This is a genomic window from Pedobacter zeae, from assembly GCF_014196715.1.
In the GTDB taxonomy this organism is placed as follows: Bacteria; Bacteroidota; Bacteroidia; order Sphingobacteriales; family Sphingobacteriaceae; genus Pedobacter; species Pedobacter zeae.
Window position 1 is genome coordinate 1,378,789 of sequence record NZ_JACIEF010000001.1, and the last position, 23,587, is coordinate 1,402,375.

General features: G+C 41.7%; 12 protein-coding genes. 2 read left to right on the forward strand and 10 right to left on the reverse strand.

What is annotated here, in order from left to right; genetic code table 11:
* Window positions 1-56 precede the first annotated feature (56 nt).
* Entirely contained in the window at window positions 57-491 is a 435-nt protein-coding gene (locus tag GGQ60_RS05800) for a CHRD domain-containing protein (protein WP_183760762.1), read from the reverse strand.
* A gap of 572 nt (window positions 492-1,063) precedes the next feature.
* On the opposite strand from GGQ60_RS05800, the gene GGQ60_RS05805 reads away from it, so the two are divergent.
* Complete coding sequence (locus GGQ60_RS05805; RefSeq protein WP_183760764.1) at window positions 1,064-5,044, forward strand: hybrid sensor histidine kinase/response regulator transcription factor; 3,981 nt, start codon at window positions 1,064-1,066, stop codon at window positions 5,042-5,044.
* A 290-nt stretch (window positions 5,045-5,334) separates the two neighbouring features.
* Here the strand turns inward: GGQ60_RS05805 and GGQ60_RS05810 are convergent, their stop codons facing one another.
* From GGQ60_RS05810 to GGQ60_RS05850, 9 genes are all read right to left on the reverse strand, one after another.
* Window positions 5,335-7,545 carry an alpha-galactosidase gene (locus tag GGQ60_RS05810; RefSeq protein WP_183760766.1) on the reverse strand — a complete coding sequence of 737 codons (2,211 nt, stop codon included), beginning with the start codon at window positions 7,543-7,545 and terminating at the stop codon, window positions 5,335-5,337.
* Between the two features lie 55 nt (window positions 7,546-7,600).
* A complete protein-coding gene (locus GGQ60_RS05815; protein WP_183760768.1) occupies window positions 7,601-9,643 on the reverse strand; it encodes an alpha-galactosidase in 2,043 nt (680 codons plus the stop codon).
* Between the two features lie 6 nt (window positions 9,644-9,649).
* Complete coding sequence (locus GGQ60_RS05820; RefSeq protein WP_183760770.1) at window positions 9,650-11,983, reverse strand: glycoside hydrolase family 95 protein; 2,334 nt, start codon at window positions 11,981-11,983, stop codon at window positions 9,650-9,652.
* Between the two features lie 130 nt (window positions 11,984-12,113).
* On the reverse strand, window positions 12,114-13,334 hold the full coding sequence (locus tag GGQ60_RS05825) for a DUF4998 domain-containing protein (protein WP_183760772.1): 1,221 nt from the start codon (window positions 13,332-13,334) through the stop codon (window positions 12,114-12,116).
* 33 nt (window positions 13,335-13,367) lie between these two features.
* A complete protein-coding gene (locus GGQ60_RS05830; protein WP_221235884.1) occupies window positions 13,368-14,603 on the reverse strand; it encodes a DUF5000 domain-containing lipoprotein in 1,236 nt (411 codons plus the stop codon).
* A 17-nt stretch (window positions 14,604-14,620) separates the two neighbouring features.
* Entirely contained in the window at window positions 14,621-16,552 is a 1,932-nt protein-coding gene (locus GGQ60_RS05835) for a RagB/SusD family nutrient uptake outer membrane protein (RefSeq protein WP_183760774.1), read from the reverse strand.
* Entirely contained in the window at window positions 16,552-19,851 is a 3,300-nt protein-coding gene (locus GGQ60_RS05840; RefSeq protein ID WP_229685097.1) for a SusC/RagA family TonB-linked outer membrane protein, read from the reverse strand. Before GGQ60_RS05840 ends, GGQ60_RS05835 begins: the two co-directional genes overlap by 1 nt.
* A gap of 382 nt (window positions 19,852-20,233) precedes the next feature.
* Entirely contained in the window at window positions 20,234-21,826 is a 1,593-nt protein-coding gene (locus tag GGQ60_RS05845; protein ID WP_183760776.1) for a solute:sodium symporter family transporter, read from the reverse strand.
* Between the two features lie 9 nt (window positions 21,827-21,835).
* On the reverse strand, window positions 21,836-22,858 hold the full coding sequence (locus GGQ60_RS05850) for a GntR family transcriptional regulator (protein WP_183760778.1): 1,023 nt from the start codon (window positions 22,856-22,858) through the stop codon (window positions 21,836-21,838).
* 442 nt (window positions 22,859-23,300) lie between these two features.
* Between GGQ60_RS05850 and GGQ60_RS05855 the strand changes: the two genes are divergently transcribed.
* On the forward strand, window positions 23,301-23,501 hold the full coding sequence (locus GGQ60_RS05855) for a YtxH domain-containing protein (protein WP_183760780.1): 201 nt from the start codon (window positions 23,301-23,303) through the stop codon (window positions 23,499-23,501).
* The last annotated feature ends 86 nt before the right edge of the window (window positions 23,502-23,587 follow it).

Consider the following 23,587-nt stretch of genomic DNA (forward strand, 5'->3'; position numbering starts at 1 on the left):
CCCCCGATTTTGAAAAGTAATTGTTTTAATCATTTTGTTTGGTTTAGGTTTTTATTTTAGTTAAGCTGTCCACGCACCAATCCATTTGGTTGCTGAACAGAAGAAATCTGCAGGTATATTTTTTCGCTCTGCAATTTGGTGGCTGTGGCGGCATCAACCGGAACTGATCCTTTAGTCTCGCGTTCAGCATTAAATGCAGGTGTTTTCAGGTCAATGAAAACTGCGCCCGAGGTGGTTTCGGCACCCAGATAGATCTTAGCATTTCCAGGAGTATCATTATTTTCGAGTGCTTTATCGAAATAGATATCGTAATGTACTTCCATGTTATCCATCAGGTACACCATTGCTACGGCATGGTCTGTTCTGCCACTAATAGCAGGTAAAACCTTCGATGCCGATAGGTCTACTTTCCATTGTTTCTTTACAAAAACATCAGAAGTGTAGGTGTCTTTTTTGCAACCGCTAAAAAACAGCATCGCAAGCGCAGGCATTAGGCAATACCTTTTTAATGTAATTAGGTTCATAAAATTTAGGTGTTGATAGTTAACAATCTTTATTAACTCGTTATTCGTTTCAGTTGGCCATTCTGCAGGAGCAGGTTATGCCGGCACATCAACGTTAAATGCCTAAATTTAAAAGGCACTGCTTTTGGTGAAAGTAATTTTTGTTTCATAATTGGTTTGGTTAATAGTTACTGTTGGCTTCCGGATAGGTACTATCAGATCTGCCTTGAGTTTGGTTGTTGTTTAAATTTGGTTAAGTCAATACAGAAATGGTTAATTCCTGTTGGTGATTGCTCCTTTTATCACCCTGTATTTGCTTTATCAAAACTAGCTGGGTGTAAAATGAAAAAGGTCGAAAATTGTAATTGAAAGGGTAGAAAAACGGCAATTCCTCCATATTTTGATCAATTCGCCCTATATTTAAAGTGAAATACAACGGTTCCATTAAAAAAATATACCCAATGATGAAGCTGCGTTTAAACGCGATAGGATTCTGTATGATGTTTTTGATATGCACATCTTTACATGCACAAATACCGATCGTATTTAATCACCTGACCATGGAAAACGGCCTTTCGCAAAATTCGGTAATGGCCATCGCGCAGGATAAAAACCAGTTTGTTTGGATGGGTACCCGGCACGGGCTCAACCGCTATGATGGTTACCGTTTTAAAATTTACAATAGCAGCTCCGATAGCCCGAGCAGCATTTCGGATAATGTAATTACCAGCCTGTTGAGCGACAGTAAAGGGCGTTTATGGATAGGGACGGAAAATGGCTTGAATATTTATAACGAAAAAACCGACCGTTTTCTCCGCATCAATAAAAAAAGTTCAGCAAAGTCTTTTAGTTGCGATTCAGTAGAATGCCTGTACGAAGATCAGCAGAAAAACATCTGGATTGGCACTTATAACGGCTTAAACCTGGTTTTAAATGCCGAAAAACAGCTATTCAAGAAGTTTCTTTTCGACAGGACTGAACATAGAACAGGTGTAAACATTATTTTTTCGATTTTTAAAGATGATCAGCAAAACCTCTGGGTGGGTACATTTAATGGGCTGGTGCGTATTTACCAGGAAAAGGGCAAATATCGTTTCGAAATTTTCAGGCACAAGGCTAACGATCCGAAAAGCATCAGCTCCAACGCGGTAAAGAGCATCGTGATCGATAACCAAAAGCGGCTTTGGCTGGGTACTTATAATGGCTTAAACCTGTTCGACTACAAACATAAAACCTTTACCCGCTACCAAACCAGTGTTACAGATCCGAACTCGATTGTAAATAACGACATCCGCAAACTCATGTGCGACAGGGCCGGCAACATCTGGATCGGTACCCAGGAAGGATTGAGTATCCTCGATCCCAATAAACTGAAATTCAGCAATTACCGTTACGATCCTGAGCAGAACAGCGGACTAAGTCAAAATTCCATTCACAGTATTTTCCAGGATCTTAACGGTTCAATGTATGTAGGTACTTTTTATAAAGGTGTAAATGTAGTTTATCCATCTGCCACACCATTTACTGTATATAGGAATTCGAAAAAACAACAAGGCCTAAGCAGTAATATTGTAAGCGCGATGGCTGAAGATAAGCTCCATAACCTTTGGATCGGTACCGAAGGCGGTGGCTTAAATTATATCAACCGCAGTACCCATACTTTTACCTATTACAAATCAGAACCGAGCAACCCTAACGGACTCAATTCTAACCTGATTAAAACGCTATGCCTCGATAAAAACGATCAGCTGCTGGTAGGCACGCACCGTGGTGGCCTGTATGTTTTTAACCCGGCAGCCCATACCTTCAGAAAAATTACCAACGTAAAAGATGTTAAAAATACCCCAGGTGGCGCGGAAGTGATTGCGATAACAGAAGATAGCAATGGAACGGTGTGGGTAGGCTCCAGGGATGGCTTATCTACCTTATCTAAAACAAATGGTGTGTATGCCAGCTCCACTGTGAAGAGCGTTTTAGAGAAAAACTTACGGAATAAATACATCCAGGTGATTTTTGAAGATCAAGCCAAAAACCTCTGGATCGGCACCAGGGCGGGATTATATGAATACAACCCAGCCGCAAAAAGAATTACAGCTTATTATCAGGATAAAACCAATACCAAAGGCTTAAAGTCAGAATATATCAATTGCATTATGCAATTGAAAAATGGAAATATCTGTATCGGAACAGCTTTGGGTGGTTTGAGCATCTTCGACAAGCAAAGCAAAAGATTCAAAAATTATAATGAAGAAGATGGTTTGCCAAACAGCAATGTATTTGGAATAATCGAAGATGAGGAAAAGAACTTATGGATCAGCACGGATAAGGGTTTATCCAAACTGGTTACGAGCACAGGAAAATTTATTAACTACACCAAAAGCGATGGACTCGCAGGCAACAATTTTAACATAGGTTCTTTTTTAAAAGATAGCCATGGCGAGTTGTTTTTTGGAGGATACGACGGATTGACTGCATTTTACCCGAAACAGATCGACATCAATAAAAATGTTAGCCCGATCACCTTCACCGGACTTAAACTATTTAATCAGCCTGTTGAGGTAAATGGTGGTAACGCAATATTAAAGGAAGACATTAAAGATATCCATCAAATTACGTTTAAGCATGATGAAAACGATTTTACCATCGATTTTGCCCTTTTAAATTATATTAAGCCTGAGAAAAACAGCTACAGTTATATTCTTAAAGGCCATAGTAAAGATTGGGTAAAAACCGATATACCAAGTGCAAGTTATGCCGACCTGCCTTCGGGCGATTACACATTTATTGTTAAGGGCAATAACAATGACGGGAATCCAAGCGATAAAGCTGCATCACTTAAAATCACTATACTTCCGCCCTTTTGGGCAACCTGGTGGGCCTATTTCATTTACCTGGCCTTCTTTTCGGGGTTATTGTTCCTGATTGTACGCTATCTGTTTGTACGTGCATTGTTAAAACGTACAGAAGATATGCAGAAAATGAAACTGAATTTCTTTACATATGTGGCCCACGAGATCAGAACCCCACTTACTCTTATCCTTGGTCCATTAGAAAATCTTTCCAGTCAATACCAAACCGATACCGAACTCAACCGGCAGATTATCCCCATTAAAAACAATGCGAACAGGTTAATGCGTTTGATTACGGAACTGATGGACTTTAGAAAAGCTGAAACCGGCCACCTTAACCTGCATGTTACCGAAGATAATATCATCGCATTTATCAATGAGATTTTCATTTCCTTCGCTCACCTGGCACAGGCTAATGACATTCAGTATGAATTTATACACGAGCAAGAAAACATTAACCTGTTTTTTGATAAACGGCAGCTTGAAAAAGTAATGTTCAACCTTTTATCCAATGCCTTTAAATTTTGTGGTAAAGGCGGCGAAATTTCGGTTTCTGTGCTCGAATCAAGTGATGAGGTAACCATCAGTATTTCTGACAATGGCACGGGTATTCCCGCCGAAAGCCTCAAAGGTTTGTTTAGGGATTATTTCCAGGTGGATGAGCAGCAGAGCCAAATCGGGACAGGCATTGGGCTTGCCTTATCGAAAGCAATTGTGGAGGAACACCAGGGAAGTATTGCGGTGGAAAGTACCCCTGCCGAAAATGGTTCAAGGGGTTTCACCAAATTCACTGTGAAGTTGAAAAAAGGTAAATCGCATTTTAAAACGGCAGTTTTCGATGGGATAAAAGATTATCCTGCCCAGCCCGGTCTTTATACGCAATATGCTGAGGAAGAAAATACCGCCATTAACCCTGAAAAAGAAATTGACCCTGCAGCTAAAACCGTTTTGGTAGTGGAAGATAATCCGGAGATCAGGTCGCTGATAAGCTCGGTGTTGGGTGGCCATTACCAGATCGTCCAAATGGAAAATGGCTTATTGGGCTGGGAAACCGCTATAGAAACCTTGCCTGATCTGATTATCTGCGATATTATGATGCCGGTTATGGATGGCATTGAACTCTGTAAAAGACTTAAAGAGGATGAACGTACCAGCCACATTCCGGTAATTATTCTTACTGCCCGATCTTCGCACATCCATCAGGTAAGCGGGTTAGAAACGGGGGCTGATGCCTATATCACCAAGCCATTTAGTCCACAATTACTTTTACTGAACGCGCGCAATCTACTGATGTCAAGAGAGATAATGCGGCAAAAGTTTTTAAAACACATTCATCTGCAACCAAAAGAACTCACCATTAATGCTGTTGATGAGGCTTTTATGCAAAAGCTATTGGGCTACATTGATCAGCACCTTGCCGATGAAGATTTTGGGGTATCCGAACTTGCATCAATGATTGGCATGAGCAAACCGGTGCTTTATAAAAAAATCAGGCAGCTCACCAACCTTTCGGTGAATGACTTTGTAAAATCAATCCGCTTAAAAAAAGCCATGGAGCTTTTTAAACAAAACAGGTTTACCATTTACGAAGTGGCCTACCAGGTAGGTTTTAACGATCCAAAGTATTTCAGCAGGGAGTTTAAGAAACAGTTTGGGAAAGGGCCAAAAGCGTTTATGAACGCAGAGGAATAGTTTGCAGTCTTTAGTTGGGCGTTTGGAGCAGTCCTACGCCCAAAGTTACCAGTGCACAGCAGGTGGTTCTTGTCTTCACAAATTTCGGAAGGCATTGGTTTCTAATTTCGTCACAAATGGGCCATTGCCCAATAGAACTTTAAGGAAATAAATCTTCTAAAGAAATCACCATTGCGAGAAGGCCTTTTCAGCCAACAACATTCGCCGATTTCCGGTGAAGTAATTGTTAAAGCAGGAATCGTCAGCATGAAAGATCTCTTGTCCTTTCCTCCCCGCAATGATGAATTTTATTATTTTACTTCCACAAACTTCAACACCACACTTGTCCGGTTATTGTTTACTATTGGGTTAAACCCAACTTTCATTAAAAAATCGCCGGTATAAACTTTAGTGCTGTCAATTGGCGATTTAGTGCCAGGAAATAAGTTAATCTCTTCGATCCGATATTTTTTAGTAGCATCCAAACCATTTAATTTAACCGGATATTTACTGCTCTCGTCATAACGGTAATTCACGAGGTAGTTGAAAATTACCCCCTCCGTTCTCTGCTCATTTATGTATAATATGGAGGCCAGGTTTCCGGTGCGGGGATTGGCCAAACGGTACTGTTCGCCCTGCCATATAATGGCTTTCACGTCATTATAGTTTTTAATGGCCATCTGGCAGAACTCAAGTTCTTTTTCGGGCAATTTACTCACCACAATATCAAAACCCAGTTTACCCATCATGGCTACATCAGTCCGGAATTTAATCGGTTGTTTGCCCCAATCGGTAACATGGTTAGCACTGCTGATTGCCGGATAGAAATAAGAATATTCCCACTGTATAAATATCCTTTCCAGGGGGTCGGTATTATCGCTGGGCCAAAATTCGGTAAAATACTGAAGGGCTGCATAATCTACCCTGCCGCCTCCTCCGGAGCACAACATCATGGGTACGGTCGGGTACTTAGCACGGATCCGTTGTAAAACACGGTATAATCCCCGAACGTAATCGATATAAAAATGCGATTGATTTTTTAAATGCGCAGAATAAGCGTTATAAATCACCGCGTTACAATCCCATTTGATATAAGCCAGTTCCGGATTTTTGGCAAACAGATCGTCAACAACGCTGAAAACGAAATCCTGTACTTTCGGATTCGAGAGATCAAGTTCCAACTGGTTTCTGAAATAATATTCTTCACGGTTGGGTTGTTTTACTACCCAATCAGGATGTTTTTCATATAGTTCGCTTTTAGGGTTCACCATTTCGGGTTCGATCCAGATCCCGAACCTGGTTCCAACCTTATCTGCTTCCTTTACCAGCGAAGCGATACCATTAGGTAGCTTCTTTTTGTTTTCCTGCCAATCGCCCAAGCCTGCACGGTCATTATCCCGCGGATATTTATTCCCGAACCATCCATCATCCAATAAAAAGAAATCGACGCCCAGCTTTTTGGTATCTTTCAATAATTCGGCCAGTTTTTGTTCGTTAAAATCGAAATAAGTAGCCTCCCAATTGTTTAAGAGGGTTAGCCGGCTGCCTTTACCGTCTAATATTTTATAGTTTCGTGCCCAGTTTTGCAGTTTCCTGCTTGCATCGCCTTTTCCATGGTCAGAAAAAGTATATAAAAAGGCCGGTGTGGCAAAAACCTCTCCCGGTTTTAAACTGTAAGGCGAAGCATAATTGTTCATCCCTGCAATAATGCGCAGGTTATCCTGATAATCGAGTTCCAGATCGATCTTGAAATTACCGCTCCACTCCAATGCACCATATAAAACATTACCCTCGTTCTCTCCGGCAGGTTTATCCATCGAAATCATAAAAACAGACGGCTGGAAAAGGTTGGCCCTGGTACCCAACTTGCTGTCTAACGTTTTAATCCCATGGGTAATTTCACTTTGTTCAGGCTGCATTTCCTTTGCCCAATCGCCATGATACTGGTTCAGCCAAAAATGTGGCGATTTTAAGTGTAGGTTTGCTGACGCATATTTATGCAGTACCACATTACCTTTTTCGCTGTGTTTAATTTCCGTCCACTGCTCTATTACATCCTGTTTGTAAAAAGATTTGTAAAACAAGGTTACTTCAAAGTTGTAAACCGGGTCTTTTAGCCTGATTTTTAGCAGGCTCACATTATCATCAATTGAGCTAACCGTATGATCTATATATTTCAGATCAAGCGAATTATTGCCATCGGCATGGGTAACACTAATGGCCGGCTCTACCAGGTTTCTTGTTCCGGATGGTGTATAAACTGAATTTAACTGGCCGGTATAATCTTCTGTTTGTTTGTACTGCCCACTAACCTGTGCGTATTCTTCTTTATTGGCGAGTTTTTTTCCAAAAAATATGGTGTTTACATCTTTTTTTGCATTGGCCTGTAAAACCAGGGCATTGTTCGCGGTTTCGATGGGGATGATGGTTTGCGCATTTAGCTTGGTCAGGGCCAAGAGCGAAAGGGCAATGGCCCATGCGCCCTGCCTGATGTAGCCTGTAGATTGATCTGATCTTTTCATCTTTGTCTTCAATAGTATCATGTGTATTTTTTTGTAGATAGTGGGTTCATAAAGATTATTTTTCGGGCATAATTTTAAGAATAAGGGCATCTTTTCCAGCCAGATTGATGGTTTGGTTGTTTTTAAAAGCTGCTGTTTTCTGGTTAATCAGGTTTTGGGCATGATATTGCTTATTTGCTTTCAAACCAATCCTCGAAAAATCGACAGTAAGATATTTTGCCTCCTCGCCATAATTAAATGCGGCCAGGTATTTCACACTACCAAGGTCTTTTACAAATAATTGCGAAGCCGATTTCCCCTTGTTCCCTTCAACCGGAACAAATGCTTTTCCATCCTCCAGGATCTTTAAAATTTCGGTTTGATTTAATAATCGCTGTGCCGTACTTGTCCATTTCCCCTCGCGCGAAAAATCATCACCTGTAATACAGGTGCCCGTTACAATGGCAGATAAAAACCTGGCGGTGTTTTCGCCATCTGATTGATCAGAAAAAACCACATGATCGGCATCGATATAATCGTACAAGTAACTTTGCCACCAGCCATTGCTCACGCTGTTTAAAGTATATTCGGTATCTTTTATCGATTTAAAGGCATCACAGGCAATGCGGCGAACGTGTACGTAACGGCCAGAAGCCAGGTTTGGTGAAATGGCTGCGTAAACCAGCATTTTACCATCAAGCTGTTTCAATAAAAATTCCATACCGGTTTTATAAGCCTGCATCCCGGTTGTAATTTTAGGATCAAAAAAATGATCCGATTCTATGGCCGCATGGCCCAAAAAATCAATCTTGATCATTTCGAAACCACATTCCTTAAACTTATTAATTACGGTTGCAATACGCTGCCGTGTACCCGGATGTGTAGGGTCTAATGCCCTTGCACCATCTATATCGTGGTAACCGGTACTCACTTTCGTCCACAACTCACCAAAAGTGTAATCTGTTCCTTCAGCTTTGCGGTTACCTCCCCCGGCAAAACCCCAATCAACAAAAGGTGCCCAGTAAATACCCGGCTTTAATCCTTTTGATTTGGTATGATCGGCAAAGGCTTTCAATTTGGAATAATCGCCCACCAAACCACCTTTTAGCAGGTTGTCCCAATACGAATCAAGATCGATATAAGCCACTCCCCCGCTCCTGAAACTTTTCAGGCTGTCGGCAAAAAAATCGCTTACCTGATTGGCTTTTTCGAGTGTGATTTTCTCCTGCATGGCACCCCAGCTGTTCCAGCCTACAGGCGTGGCATTATTCCAGTTAAAAATGATGGGTGGTTCCGAAATCCTGTTTAGTTTAGCGTAGGTTTCCATACCCCAACGCCAATCATCAAAAGCACCGAAAAATACTTTCGCCGAACTTACCGAATTGCCCTTTAAATAACCATGCGCAATTTTATCGCGGGTAATACTTTGTTCTGTGTAACCGCAAATGGTCTTTATACTGATCTTTTTATCGCTATCCATGGTGGTTATAACGCCCGTTTTCCAGTTGCTATGCTCAATAGAACCGATCACAAGACCTTTTCGCGATTGGTCGTGATATAAAGCCGTTACCTCTGCACTTGGGTTGCTTACGTTGGCTATCAAAGGCACGGTATTATAAGAAATGAAGGTATCATTATCAAAAGGGACAAATAAACTGACAGGCACATTAGCATGTTCCTGATCGATCAGGTTTCCGAATAGGGGAACGATATGGTTAATGGATAAATCAGCACCGTTCAGGATCAGATTCATCATGAAATAATCTTTACCGCTATAGGTATAAAATACCTGTAACATCTCCGGCAGGCCAGTTTGTTTCAACAGAAAAATGTGTTTAAATCCATTACCAAAACCATCCTTAACAGCCTGTTTACGGTAAGTAATTTCTTTGTAATCCTTAGAGCTGAACAGTTTTTTCTGGTATTCGGCCTGCGAAAAGGCTCTTAATAACAATGGCTTCGCCCCATTCACAACATTAAAAGTACCGGTTTTAAGATTATACTCTATTTTTCCTGCCTTACCAAAACCGATAATAATTGCCGAAGCTGGTTTGGGGCAAAGGAATAACAGGCTTAAAATGAAGAACGTTTGATGCCTGAATAAAAATCTAACAATCATGTATCACTAAAATTTAACCGAAGTTATGGTTCTTTCTTTTCCGTTTATTTTAACTTTTACCTTTTGCGGAACCGTTGAAGCTATTTTATAGGAGGTGATTTTACCATCTTTCCATTTCATATCAACAGTAAAATTGCCCCTTGCTTTTAAGCCCTTAATTTCGCCAAAAGCTTTCCAGGCATCCGGGATGGCAGGCAAGAGTTCGATATAACCGTCATGACTCTGGATCAGCATTTCGGCAATGGCCGCAGTGGCACCAAAGTTCCCATCAATCTGGAACGGTGGTCCTGCCGATAACATATTGGGATAAACACCGCCACCGGCACCGTAATTGATATCGGTGCGTAAAGTGGGCTTTAAAATTTCCCTAAAGAGCTTAAATGCCCGGTTTCCATCCTGTAACCTTGCCCAAAATAACTGTTTATAAGCAATCGACCAACTTGGACCATCGTCACCCCTAACTTCGAGTGTTTTTTTGGCTGCTTCGGCTAGTGCAGGGGTTGAATTTGGTGTAATTAAACCTGCCGGATAAACGCCGTACAAATGGGAAATGTGGCGGTGTTGAGGATCGGTTTCCTTATAATCTTCCAGCCATTCCTGTATACGCCCGTCTTTACTGATTACGCCTACCGGTGGGATCGATTTTAGTTTTTCCTGCAACGACGCACTAAAAGCAGCATCAACTTTGAGCAGCCTGGCCGCAGTGATGACATGATTAAAAAGTTCCCGAACGATCTGGTTATCAATGGTTGGACCCATCGAAATACTCGCCGTTTTTCCATTGGGCAGGTAAAATGTATTCTCGGGCGAAACCGATGGCGAGGTAACCAGCCAGCCAGTTTTTGGATCTTTGATCAAGGCACTTTGATAAAATGCAGCCGATCCTTTCAAAACCGGGTAAATACTTTTCAGGTATTTTAAATCCCGGCTGTAAGCAAAATGATCCCAAAGGTTGCTGCACAACCAGCCCGAACCTGCATTTGATGCACCCCATGAGGCACTTTCGCCGGGTTCGGTAAAACCCCAAACATTGGTAATCACATGGGCAATCCAACCATCGGCATTGTAATAAGCTTTAGCGGTTTTTGCACCATGTCCGGTTAAATTCCTCACCAGTTCAGCTAAAGGAAGATTCAGCTCGGATAAATTGGCCGGTTCGATGGCCCAATGGTTCATCTGTACGTTAACATCCAGGTGGTAATCGCCATTCCACGGGGTATTAATCTGATTGGCCCATAAGCCTTGTAGATTAGGGGGTAAAAGTCCAACCCTGGTACTACTGATGCTCAAATAACGCCCAAATTGAAAAAACAAGGCGCTCAACGAAACATCATTTTTGTAATCTTTATAGAAATGATCCAGCCTTACATCTGTAGGTAATTTGGCCGCCTCACCTTCGCCAAGATTGATCGTTAAACGGTTAAACAGTTTGCCAAAGTTTGCGCTGTGCCTGGCCAGTTCCCCGGCGTAAGTTTTCTCCTTTGCTTCCTTTAACACTTTCTTCACCCTAGCTTCAAAATCGGTATGCTTAAAATCAGTTTCGGCTGCAACATAAACAATAATTTCTGTGGCATCTTTTATTTTCAGGTTATTGCCTTCAGTGGTAAGCGAACCGTCTTTCAATTTAGTGGTTATACGGCTGGTGTACTTCATACCTTTTCCATCTGTACCGTTATCCAATTGGCCGAACATTAACAACTCGTTGCCCTGGGTGGCCAGGGTTGCTTTTTCCGGCCGGTTGATGGAAATGTTGCAGTTTAGTTTTTTAGGCTGATCGGCTGTGATGCGGATGACATCTACATCATCATCAAAACTGCAGAAATATTCTCTTTTATATTTTACGCCATTGAGTATAAATTCGGTTGTGGCTACGGCTTTATCCAGTGATAAAGTTCTTTTATAAGCTTCAGGTTTTACCTCTTTACTGCCCGGATATTCATAATCGAGCTGCAAGTTACCCAATGTTTGGTATTTACCCCAGGTTGCCCCTCCGGAGCCTTGCCCCCTGCAAACAAAATCGCGGTTAACCAATTCCTGCGCTTCGTCATTTTTGCCCTCCAAGATCAATTGCCTGATTTTCGGTAGGCTTTTATAGGCTTCATAATTGTTGGCATCCTGTTTACCACCGCTCCATAAGGTAATGTTGTTTAGCACAATATTTTCTTTCGTAATGCCACCATCCGGTGTCATGCCGAGCTTACCATTACCCAACGGCAGGGTTTCTTCCCAGATTCTGGCAGGTTTATCGTACCAGAGTACCAATGGCTTTTGCTGGGCCGAGGTGTATTCACCTATAAAAAACGAGAGTAGCGAAAAAATAATCAGTTGTTTCTTATACATTTTTCATTTGTGTGTTGTACTATATGTGTTGGATCCGATTCATTCAGCGCTGTCATCTCCGACTGGAATCAAGTGAAATACCTGCCTATAGCGAGATTTATGGCGCCCTATTAATCGAATCCAATTACATTTACTGCTTGTTCCAGAACCTGAGCTCGCTCATATTGCTATAATTGCCATCTCCAGTAGTTACATGTTTAATCCTGATGCGAATATAACGAATCGGTTTACCTCCGTTATCTAATTCGGAAGTAAAGGCATTTTTGCCATCATCCGATCTGATCACGTCTTTTAATAGCGTCCAGCCTTTACTGGTGGCCTCGGCTGGCCAACCGCTATTACTTGCCGGCAAGGTAGTGGCTGCATTGGTTAAATCGGCAATGCCCCAAACCTCAAAGCGATCAGGATTATTACAGCAATCGCGGCCGGTTTCTTCAATGCGCGATAAATTATTATAAACCTTACCTAAATCGAAAGTAATCACATGTGGCATACCGCTATTGCCTGAACTGTGGAAGATATTCGGATAACCCTGCGGACCAACGCTCCCATCCCATAACTTGCTGATACTTGTACCCGATTCGTAGGTTTGTGCATCACCAGGCAAACGTACTTCTGCAAAAAGCGACCTGTCGCAGAGTACATAAGTGAAAATTTGAGGAAAAGTAGAAAAATCAGTTACTGAAAATATGTCTAAAGAACCTTTACCGGGAATATAAGATGACTTATACAATATGCTGGTCCCAGCCTTATAATCCGGAAGTGTAATGGCGGTATCCTTAGGCAAAAGGATTTTATCCACGCTGGCACCCGCTGTATTGGTGTACCTCACTATAGTATTGATGTTGATGGTATCGGGTGTATTAAAATTTAACTGTACCGATCCATTACTATTTACTACATAAGGGTTTGTGGCATTGTAGGGCCTGTTTAACAAACCTGATTGGTATAACGGACCAAAAACCCTAACATTTCTGGCTTCGATCGGAATTGATTTATGCCCCTGTGCATCATAAGAATAAACCGTAAAAGTGTAAGTATACTCTTTTAAATTGGGGATGGTTACTTTCATGGTATCAAGCGGATTGTGCGTAGTGGCATTAACCACTACCGAATCGGCATTGTTGTTCCAATACACCACATATTTGGTTACACTCGGGTCGGGACTTGTATTCCACCACAGAGCTGTTCTTAAATTACCCGGTTTGGTTATAATATTGGCTACCCGGCCCGGATAAACGATCTCGCCGTCTTTTAAATATTCTTTAAAAGCAAGGTCATCTTTGGTACAGCTGATGATTACTGTTATCAGCAGTAATAGCAGGCCACTGATTTTATATATACTTTTCATATCTGAAAATTTATCTTTTTAAATTATCATTAACTATCGGGGATCGCCATAAAAAGCCATTTCCATGGCATGTGCAAAAGTACCGTTAGACCACGTGGTGCTTACCGAGAGCCGGATATAGCGCACTTTAGGGTTGGTTAACGGGAAGTTGAAACTTACGCCTGCTTTTACAAAATCGTTATCGGCCGTGGTATGCGCTACGGGTGTTGCGCCCGACGGCGGATTAGGATAGTTATAATTACCCATATTAATCCAGTCGCCAATTACGGTACCTTCCGGAGCTGACATAGGAAGCTGCGCATCACGCGGAGCTACAGCATCAGAGCCCCAAACCGAAAATACCTTCGGATTGCCATGGCCATAAGCAAATTTATCGCTGCCATCCGGCCTTTCCCATAAAATAAAGCGGCTTAGTTTTGCACTCACCCCCAGGCCAAAAGTGGCAATTGCAGGCATGGCTCCTCCCGGAGCAGTATGCCATCCGTTCGAGTTACCATCGGTTTTGCCATCCCACAGGTAAGGAAGATCCCAACCGTATGCAATTACACCATCGGAAGGAAGCCTGTATTGGAAAAATTTGGTCCTATCCAATAAAGTTTCATAGAATGGGGTAATGGTTTTGTAAGTGGTATCGGATATATTGCCGAAATTATCGGTAACATAATAGCCAATTTTTTTAGGCACAGGCGCAAAACCCCTTACCGAATAGCCAATTACCCCGGCCTTATCGTAATGCTGATCGATAACATCAGAGGCATTGTTATCGCCAATACCAAGCAAAATAATCCCGAGGTTGCTTTTTGCCGGGTTTGTCCCGCTAATTTTGAATCCTCCAAAATCGGGTTCGGCATTAATGGTGGGTTTTGCAAGCAGATATGGAGGCGTGTCAGGATTAACCCTTACCACCACCGGATCTGATTTAACTTCCGCCCTGCTTACGGCGTACAACGTTACATCATAACCCTGTTTTTTTGCAAAACCATCAACTATAATCGAATCAGAATAATAACTCGATTTCGTTTCGCGGGTGGTTACACCATTTATTTTATACTGTGCCAGCACATACAAAAGGTTTTTCGAATTTGGCAAAGTATAGGTAATATAGGCACCGCCATTAAAGTTATCAACTTTAATATTGCTTACCACGCCAGGCTTCGTCATATCAGATGAAGAAGGATCGTTATAGCTTTCCATCTTTTTGCAGGCAGCAATACTGGCCAAAAGGGAAACGATAAGGATGAGGTAAATACTATTTTTAATACGTTTCATATCTTTCATATTTTAAACTACCAATAAGGATTTTGCACCAGGTTTGGATTTACAACCAGGTCGTAACTTCTGATCGGCCATAAATAATCTTTTAAACCAAAAACAGGGATAAACTGGGTGTTTGGGCGGTAATAGTTAATAGCATCCGGATTGTTGATGCTCCAACCCTGTATGGGTGCAGTTAAAACGGCCTGAAGTTCTTTCCATCTCCTTAAATCCCAACCGCTTTGCCCTTCAAAACAGAGTTCTATCCTTCGCTCCTGGTGAATAATCTGCCTTAAACCATCTTTAGTATTAAACTTATTCGGGTTTCTGGAAAAGTTTGTCCACGAGGCTTGAACACCCTGTAAACCAGCCCTTTGCCTAACCTTATCAATATAAGTAAATACTTCTGTAGTTGGTCCGTTTACCTCGTTTAATGCCTCTGCATAAAGCAGGTACAAACCGGCCAGTCTGATTAATGGTAGGCGGAATGGCGATGCCTGGAAACCGTCATCATAAACCGAAGCATAACTAACCAGTTTTTTAGGCCAGTAACCGGTAATGTTTAACCTGATGTTATCGCTCGGTGCCGCAAATCCCGCTCCACGGGCCGAAACATAGTACAATGGATTTGACGGATCATCCTGGTTATTCCGGCCATTTCCGAACCAGATACCACCATCAAAAGCGATATCGGCATAAAAACGTGACTCGCGCGCAAAATGGCCTTTAATGGTTTCGTACCCCTGCTGGATGTAATAGCGACTGGCATAATCACCTGTTTTAATGGTATTCCTGCCGGCATAATCCCAGGTTTTATCTTCGCTGATCGGCACACCATTAACGGTATAAAAAAGTTCCTGTGTGCTTATCGGCGCAGAAAAAGTAGAAGGGTTAGAGAAATTGTTTACCGCCGATTTTGCAGTAAGCCTTGGCGTTGAAAAACCCTGGTAGTTAAACTCCGGATTGGAAGCCCAGATAATTTCCGAGTTCAGTTCCCATTTTTCCGTCACGGCATTCTGTACATCCAGCTCTCTTTTTAACGAATCGGATAGTTTACCCACGGTAGTTGGCGATTGGAAAGTGTACAGTTTAATCCCCTGAGTTTCTGCCGCGGTTATAGCTGCTTTTGCCGCATCAGCTGCTTTTTTCCATTTTTGCGCATCGAAAGCTGCGGGAAACAGGCTTACCCCATCTTTATCTTTAAAACTGATATAATCAGGATTGCCGTTAAAAAGCGGACTCGCTGCTGTTGCCAGCACATCGGCTTTAACTGATAAGGCAATTATACTGGTGATCCTGCCCAGTTCTGTAGCCTGACTGGTAATTGTAGCGGGTAGATTAGGAATGGCCTCATCCAGCAAAGAAACAATATAATCAACGGTTTCGTCAACTGGTGCCCTTTTAACACGTACCTCGTCGGTGCTGCTGTTAATGGCCAGGTTGGTTTTAACCAGGGGAATAGGTCCGTACATTTTAAAAAGTACGTAATGATAATAGGCTTTTAAAAATTTGGTTTCGGCAATCCAGCGTCGTTTTTCAGCAGCGCTCAAATCAATTGGTTTGTCAATATTTTCGAGCATAATGTTACAGATCCTGATCGAACGCCACAGGCTGTAACTTCCTTCACTACCGTCCCATGCATTCAATCCAGGGTTCGCGGCTGTTTGTGTTCCCCTTAACAGGTTGAATCCGGTACGGTTAAAACCCTGGTAATTATCGAGCGTGTTCGAATAAATCAGTTCTGATGAAGTGGTAAAACCCGGGTTCGACGCCACATCATTCATGCGCTGCAGGTAAGCATAACAAGAGTATAAATAGTTTTCGGCTTCATTTCTGTTCCTGAAGGCATAATCGAGGGTACCTAAGTTATCAGGCGTAATATCAAGGTACTTTTTACAGGATACAAATGTGCCTAACACCATGATGATGCAGCCGAATGTAAAATATGTTTTTATCGTTTTCATTATAAGGTTACATTAAGACCAACATTGAATACCTTTTGGATAGGATAAGCAAACCCGTTTCCACCTTGCTCAGGATCCCACATTTTAAATGGACTCCAGGTAAGCAGGTTCAAACCATTAAAATAAATACGGCAAGAGTTGAGCTTGATTTTACTGGAAATGCGCTGTGGAAGCGTATAACCGAGTTCAACTGATTTAAGCCTCAATAAACGGCCATTTCTCATCCACCAGGTGCTGGTTTGTGCATTGTTTTCGAGATCTGCAGCATTTACTGCCAACCGGGGATAAAGTGCATAAAGGTTCTGGTTTTCGGGCGACCAATGGTTATCAGCAAAATCTTTAAGCAATTGTGTATTGCCATAAATATACTGCTGATCACTCGGTACAAAAGGGCTTACCTTTCTGGGATCGATGAAGAAAGTCATCCTGTCCTGTCCGGTAAAAAAGGCCGACAGATCGAAACCTTTGTAGGAAGAGCTGAAACCGAAACCATACACCACTTCAGGCGATTGCGGAAAACCGATGTAAGCTTTATCGGCATCATCTATTTTACCATCGTTGTTTAAATCGCGGTATTTGATATCGCCTGCTCTTGGGGGTTTACCACCTGTAGAGAAAATTTGCGTTGGCGAATTTTGCACCTCTTTATCATCTACAAATAAACGTTCGGCAATGTAACCGAAATTTCTGCTGATCGGCTGCCCCGTGGTATATCGGTAAGCTTCTGCCCACTGTGGCTCTTCGTAATTGATGTATTTATTTTTGGCAAAAGTTAAGTTAGAGCGTACGGCAAAAGAAAATGCATTTACGTTAAACTTATAATCGAGCGATAAATCGATACCCCTTGACCTGGCCTTCCCGATATTCGCACCAATATCAGGTGCGCCGGTATTGGGATCAATAGCCTCTAAACCCAGGGTAGTCGGTACGTTTTTACGGATCATGTAAATATTATAACGGTCGTTATTATATACCTCCGCAATAATGTTCATGTTTTTGAAAAGCGTAGCTTCTAAAGCCAGATTGGTTTGGCGGGAAGTTTCCCAGGTAATATCGGTGTTTTCGTAGCTGTTAATGTATACCCCAGGGCGTGTAGCGCCGCCATTATACCCAAATTGGGCATAATTACCACCCCCATTTAAGTTTACATCCGACTGGTAGAAAAAGCGTTGCGATCCAATGGCATCATTACCCACCAGGCCAAAACTTCCCCTTAGTTTTAAACGGTTAACCACATTGGCAATTCCGCCTGTCCAGAATTTTTCGTTCGAAACAATCCATCCCGCACCAATGGTTGGGAAAAAACCAAAACGATGGTTCTCCGAAAACCTTTCCGATCCGTTGTAACCGAAGTTGGTTTCCAAAAAGTAACGGCTTTTGTATGAATAAGTTAACCTTCCTGCCAACCCCAGGTTACGGTAAGGAAGTGAGTATTGAAGCGTACGCGTATTGGTTTTCGGATCTTTAGCATTGTTATACAGGTTCTGCTGGGCAGTACCGATCAGGGCGCCGCTTACGGTATGATCTCGTCCAAAAGTATGATCATAGTTTACAGCAGCCTGTCCGTAAAGAAAGGTACTGATGTTCGGATCGCCCGGGTAATAACTTAAATATTCCTGGGCAATGTTAGGTGCCCCACTGGTTACCGATGAATTTAACCAGTTTAACACGTAAGTATTGCTTGCTTTATCATACGAGCCAACATTATAATAAAATGGTGAGTAAGCCATCGATGAATCGAAATAAGAATACCTGTTGGTACTAAAAATCGATTTGAACGAAAGACCTTCGGTAAGGAAGTCGAGTTTCTGGTTAAGCTCTAACTGCGCCGACATACGTGATTCGGTTGAATTTTTATGCCCACGGAGCAACGCCGCATAAGGGTTGTTATATAAAATGCTGTTTACTCCTGTGCCGCCTGTATTTCCAAATAAAATATGCTGTGCGTTTTGATTTGCGGCATCGGCAGGGAAATAAGCGGGGAATAAAACCGGACTGGTGTGTACGGCGATATTATAAAGATCGGTAGAAAAACCGCCATCGGTAGCCAGCGGACCATTGTATTCGCTAAAATTACCCGATAAACGCACCACCAGTTCGGTGGTTTTGCCTAAATCGATATTGATATTGGAACGCAACTGGTAATTCCTGAATTTCACGTTGTTATCGTTATTGTTCCGGTCGTCCTGATTCAGCACACCATTATCCAGGTTATACGAACCGGCAATATAATACCTGGCTACACCTCCTCCACCGCTTACGCTCATATTGGCGCGCTGGGTATTGGTCCGTTTTTTAAACAGCAGGCCCAGCCAATCAACCGCAGGGTAAACATATTCGTTATAACCCGGGCTTTTATTTATCGTAGCCTGGGTATTGATAATCTGGTTAGGCGTAAATTTAGGATCCATTCCCCTGCCGATAGAGGCTTCGTTAAAAAGCTTCATATACGTAATGGGATCGGCAAGCTCGAGGTTCTGGGTAGACTGAGATGAAGAATTTTCCAGTCTGAAACTGATTTTGGCTTTACCTTCCTTACCGGATCTGGTAGACACTAAAATTACCCCGTTTGCCCCGCGTGCGCCATACAGTGCTGTAGCACTGGCATCTTTCAGGATCGAGAAACTTTCGATATCATCTACCTGTAAACGCGCCAGATCAGAGCTCGTTAACTCTACGTTATCGATCAATATCAAAGGATCCTGCTTGTAACCAAAGGTAGTTACCCCACGGATAAAAAACTGCGAGTTATCCTGTCCGGGTTGCCCGCTGCGCTGATAACCGATCACACCCGCGATCTGACCGGAAAGTGCATTGGTTAAATTGCTCGAAGGTATTTTAAGGTTGCCCACTTTTACCGTGGTAACCGAACCCACCAAAGCTTCTTTACGCTGTTTTTGCCCCAAGGCGGTAATCACCACCTCTTCCGACAGCATATTTTCTTCGGTTAATTTAATGTTGATCACATTAGCCGCACCAACGGTTGCCCGCTGTTCGCGGTAACCCACATAAGAAAACCTTAATATTTCACCGGGCGCTACATCAAGCACAAACTTTCCGTTATTATCGGTCTGTGTACCTACGTTAACCTTGTTCACAACAGCTACGGTTACTCCGGGCAGCCCTACCCCTAAAGTATCCGTAACCTTACCTGTAATGGTTTTCTTTCCCGTTTGGGAATAACCCTTTACCGGGATAAAAATCAGGAAAAATACAAGCATCGAACCTGTCAATGCCAATGCATTTTTTACCTTGTCAGACATCGTAAGGTGTCTGCAAAACAAAAATAATTGCTTCATTTGCCAATAAGCTTTTTAAATGATGAATTAAAAAATTGTAGATAGATGTAGATCGACAGGAATCAGCGCTCTTTATGAACCGGTAAACCTGCTGGCCATCCTTTAGCAATCGAAAGAAGGGTTTGCACTGCTGCACAATAATTTGTAAAATTTCTCATATTTTGGAATTATTTGGTTAATGGAAATTAGTTCGGGTACAGGAATGGCTAATTATTATTTGCCGTTTTATGCCCTTTTCTAAAAGAAAATCAAATGCTAAAAGGAATACGATGTAAAATTTATCCTATCCTATCCTATCCTATTATTTCCAGATACAAGTATAGTCAAATAATTTAATATTCCAAACGCTAAACACAAATATGTAAAGAAATGAATTGCGCCTCTAAGCAAGTAGATAGGGAGAGAAAATAAAAAATACAAGTGCCATCAGTAAGATCAGTATGATATGGTAGTAGTACCTATTCTGCCAGGGAATAATATCAATTTTATTGGCGGGTATCAAATGGTAGGGTTCCTGATTGGGATACAGTTTTGAGATGCCCAGCATCAAGAATACCGTGCCGACGAATATAATGGCCAGCGTATGTAGATAATGCAGGTGGATGGAAAATACCCACTCGCTCATTACATAACAGCAAATGAAGAAAAACATCCCAATTTTAGCAGCAACGGGTGGCATTTTTTTGGTGATAAAACCAATGAAGATGATGGTAAAGATCGGGAGGCTAAAAATAGCACTGATCTTTTGCAGGTATTCATAAAAACCATGTTTCGAAAAAATAATAAAGGGCGCAAAGAACATCGCAAACAAGGATACTGAGATCTGGAATAACCGCCCCGTTCGTAGCAAGCTTTTATCAGATAATACCCTGCCCTTTTTCTCCATCAACGGGCTATATAAATTCAGCAGAAACAGGGTGCTCGAACTGTTCAGTCCTGCATTAAAAGTGGTAATGGCTGCACCAAAAAGCACGCAGGCTGAAAGGCCCATTAATAGTGGCGGCAATACATCTTTAATCAGTAAAGGGAATACCTGGTTGGTATTGGTTAATACAGGATACAGGTGCACCGCGATTAAACCCGGGATATTGATCAGCAGCGGACAAAGTAATTTGGCAAAACAGGTTAATGCAATACCTTTCTGCCCCTCTTCCAAACTTTTAGCCGCCAGCACCTGCTGAATAATGTACTGCTCCATGCCCCAATAATAAAGGTTTACAATGAGCATACCGGTAAATAAGGTAGAAAAAGGCACAGCGTCGTGATTACCGCCAATGGCATTGAGGTGTTCTTTCTTGGTAGAAAGTACAGTAGAAAGTCCACGGAAAAAATCGCCGTGCCCCAGATAACGCAATCCGTAATATGGCAATGCGATAATCAGCACCAGCATACCGGCGCTCAATACGGTATCAGAAATTGTAATAGCCTTGAAACCACCCAGAATAGTATAAATCGAGCCAATAAGCCCCATAATCCATACAAATACCCAGATGCTCTCCCAATAGGAAAGGTGAAAACCCGAAAGATCGATCAGGTTACTAAAAGCTACTGCTCCACCATAAAGTACCGCTGGCAGCAGGTTAATAATATAACTAAAGAGGAAAACCACCGAAACGAATGTTTTGGTCTGTTTATCGTAACGTTTCTCCAAAAAATCGGGAATGGTGCGGATACCCGTTTTAAAATATATAGGGATGAAAAATTCTGAAACAATAATCATGGCCAGGATAGATGAAATTCCCCAGCCAATTACCGACATGTTATTGATATAAACCGATTCGTTTTCACCAATAAACTGGTTGGCGCTGATGTTACTGAAAAACAAGGAAGCACCGATAATAATAAAACCATTGGTGCGGTTGGCAAAGAAAAAACCACTGATGGTAGAGCGCTGCGACCTACGGGTTTTAAAGTAAGATATCACCGCGGCCAATACCGTGAACAAAATAAAACTGATAATGGCTATGGTACCCACGTTATGGTATTAAAGTGAATTTCTCCTGATCAGTTGATTCTCCATTACATGTTTAATGGGTTTCAGGCTGAGTACAAATTCGGCAGCGAGACGACCCATAAGTGCAAAATCGATAGAAAAAGTGGTAATCCCGTCAAAAATGATCTCTTTTACATTGTCATCATTATGCGAAAGGATACCCAGGTCTTTGCCCACTTTTAACCCTTTTACTTTCGTATCTTTCAACATTTCCCAAAGTTCGAGGTTGTGTATGGTAAAATAAACTTTATCTGGTGCAATGCTACCGGCTTCGTAACTATTTTTGACTACGCCATTGATGTTAAATTCCTTTACAAAACGTTTAAAGGAAGTTAATACTTCCCTGGGTTCGGCAGATGAAGGTTTGAAAAAGAAAATAAATTCTGAGAATTCCTTAATCCTTGGCGCCAGTTCTAAAAAGGCATTATACGAAGCCTTTTCAAACTCCTGAACAATGTAAGAATAATCGCCCTTTAATTTTACATAACGGTCAACGATCAACAGTTTTTCTTTGGGCAACTGTTCCAGTACTTCTTTAGCTTCTTTGCTTTCTATCGGAGCAATTACATACAAACCATACTGGCCTTTATTGCTGTTGATGATGGATTCGAAAACACTGAAATTGTTGTGGTGGAAATATACATCAACCTGGATGTTATCGCCTAAATGGTCGCGGAAGTTCTGATAAAAAGTTTCCTGGAAGGTGTCGAAAGCATAAATTAATAAACAAACCTTTAAATGCTGTTCGGTATCATCTGTAGCGACAAAATAGCCCATTCGGTTTTTAGATTCCAGTATACCCCTGTTGATCAGCTCTTTATAGGCTTTGCCGATGGTTTCTTTGGCAAAACCGGTTTCCCTCATCATTTCATTAACGGATGGCAGCATATCACCTTTGCCAATGAATTTATGATTCAGGCCATTGATAATTCCCTGTACCAGCTGTTCATGTTTCGAGAAAGAATTTATGATGCTTAAATCTTTTATTTCACTGAACAGCTTTTCCTTATTCATGCAACAATATTTGGTTTAATGGATTTACCGGAGGTTAACTGGCCGAAATATATAAATTTAATAGTGATAATTGATAAAAATTTAAGAATGATTGTCTATTCGACATCAAGTGGTTGCCACGGAGACACAAATTATCACGGAAAACTTCCTGAATAATTCTTTTACCCGTTTTGTCAGCCTGAACAGACTTGAAGGATCTTTACCGGACGAAATTATGATTTGCAAATATGGATCTGCCGCAACAACACCTGATAGCTTACTCAACACATCAGCTGCCACGGAAACACAGATTGGTATAACAATATTTTCTGTGGCTTTCGTGCTTCCGTGAAAAAACAGAAAGGTTAATATAACGGCAATTAGCGTATTTGTAACAACTGTTATTTCGAATTGTCTAAAACTTTTAACGGTCTCAAAATGTTTAACTAAAAAAAGAAAAAACATGGGAATTTTAAAAACAGCAATCATTGGCGCTGCAGTATATGCCGGCGTAAAATATATCACTAAGAAAGATCCGGTTACCGGACAATCAATCGTTGATGAACTTTTAGATCGTGCACCACAATGGGCCGATAAAGCAAAAGGTTATGCAGAAAACCTGAAAACAAGGGCAAGCAATGCCGCAGAAGATTTAGCGAGATGAATACCGTGCAGGAATAGCGAACAGGAAGAGGCTAAATATTTATTTCTCTGAAAAAAAACGTCCCGGTTTAAACCGGGACGTTTTTT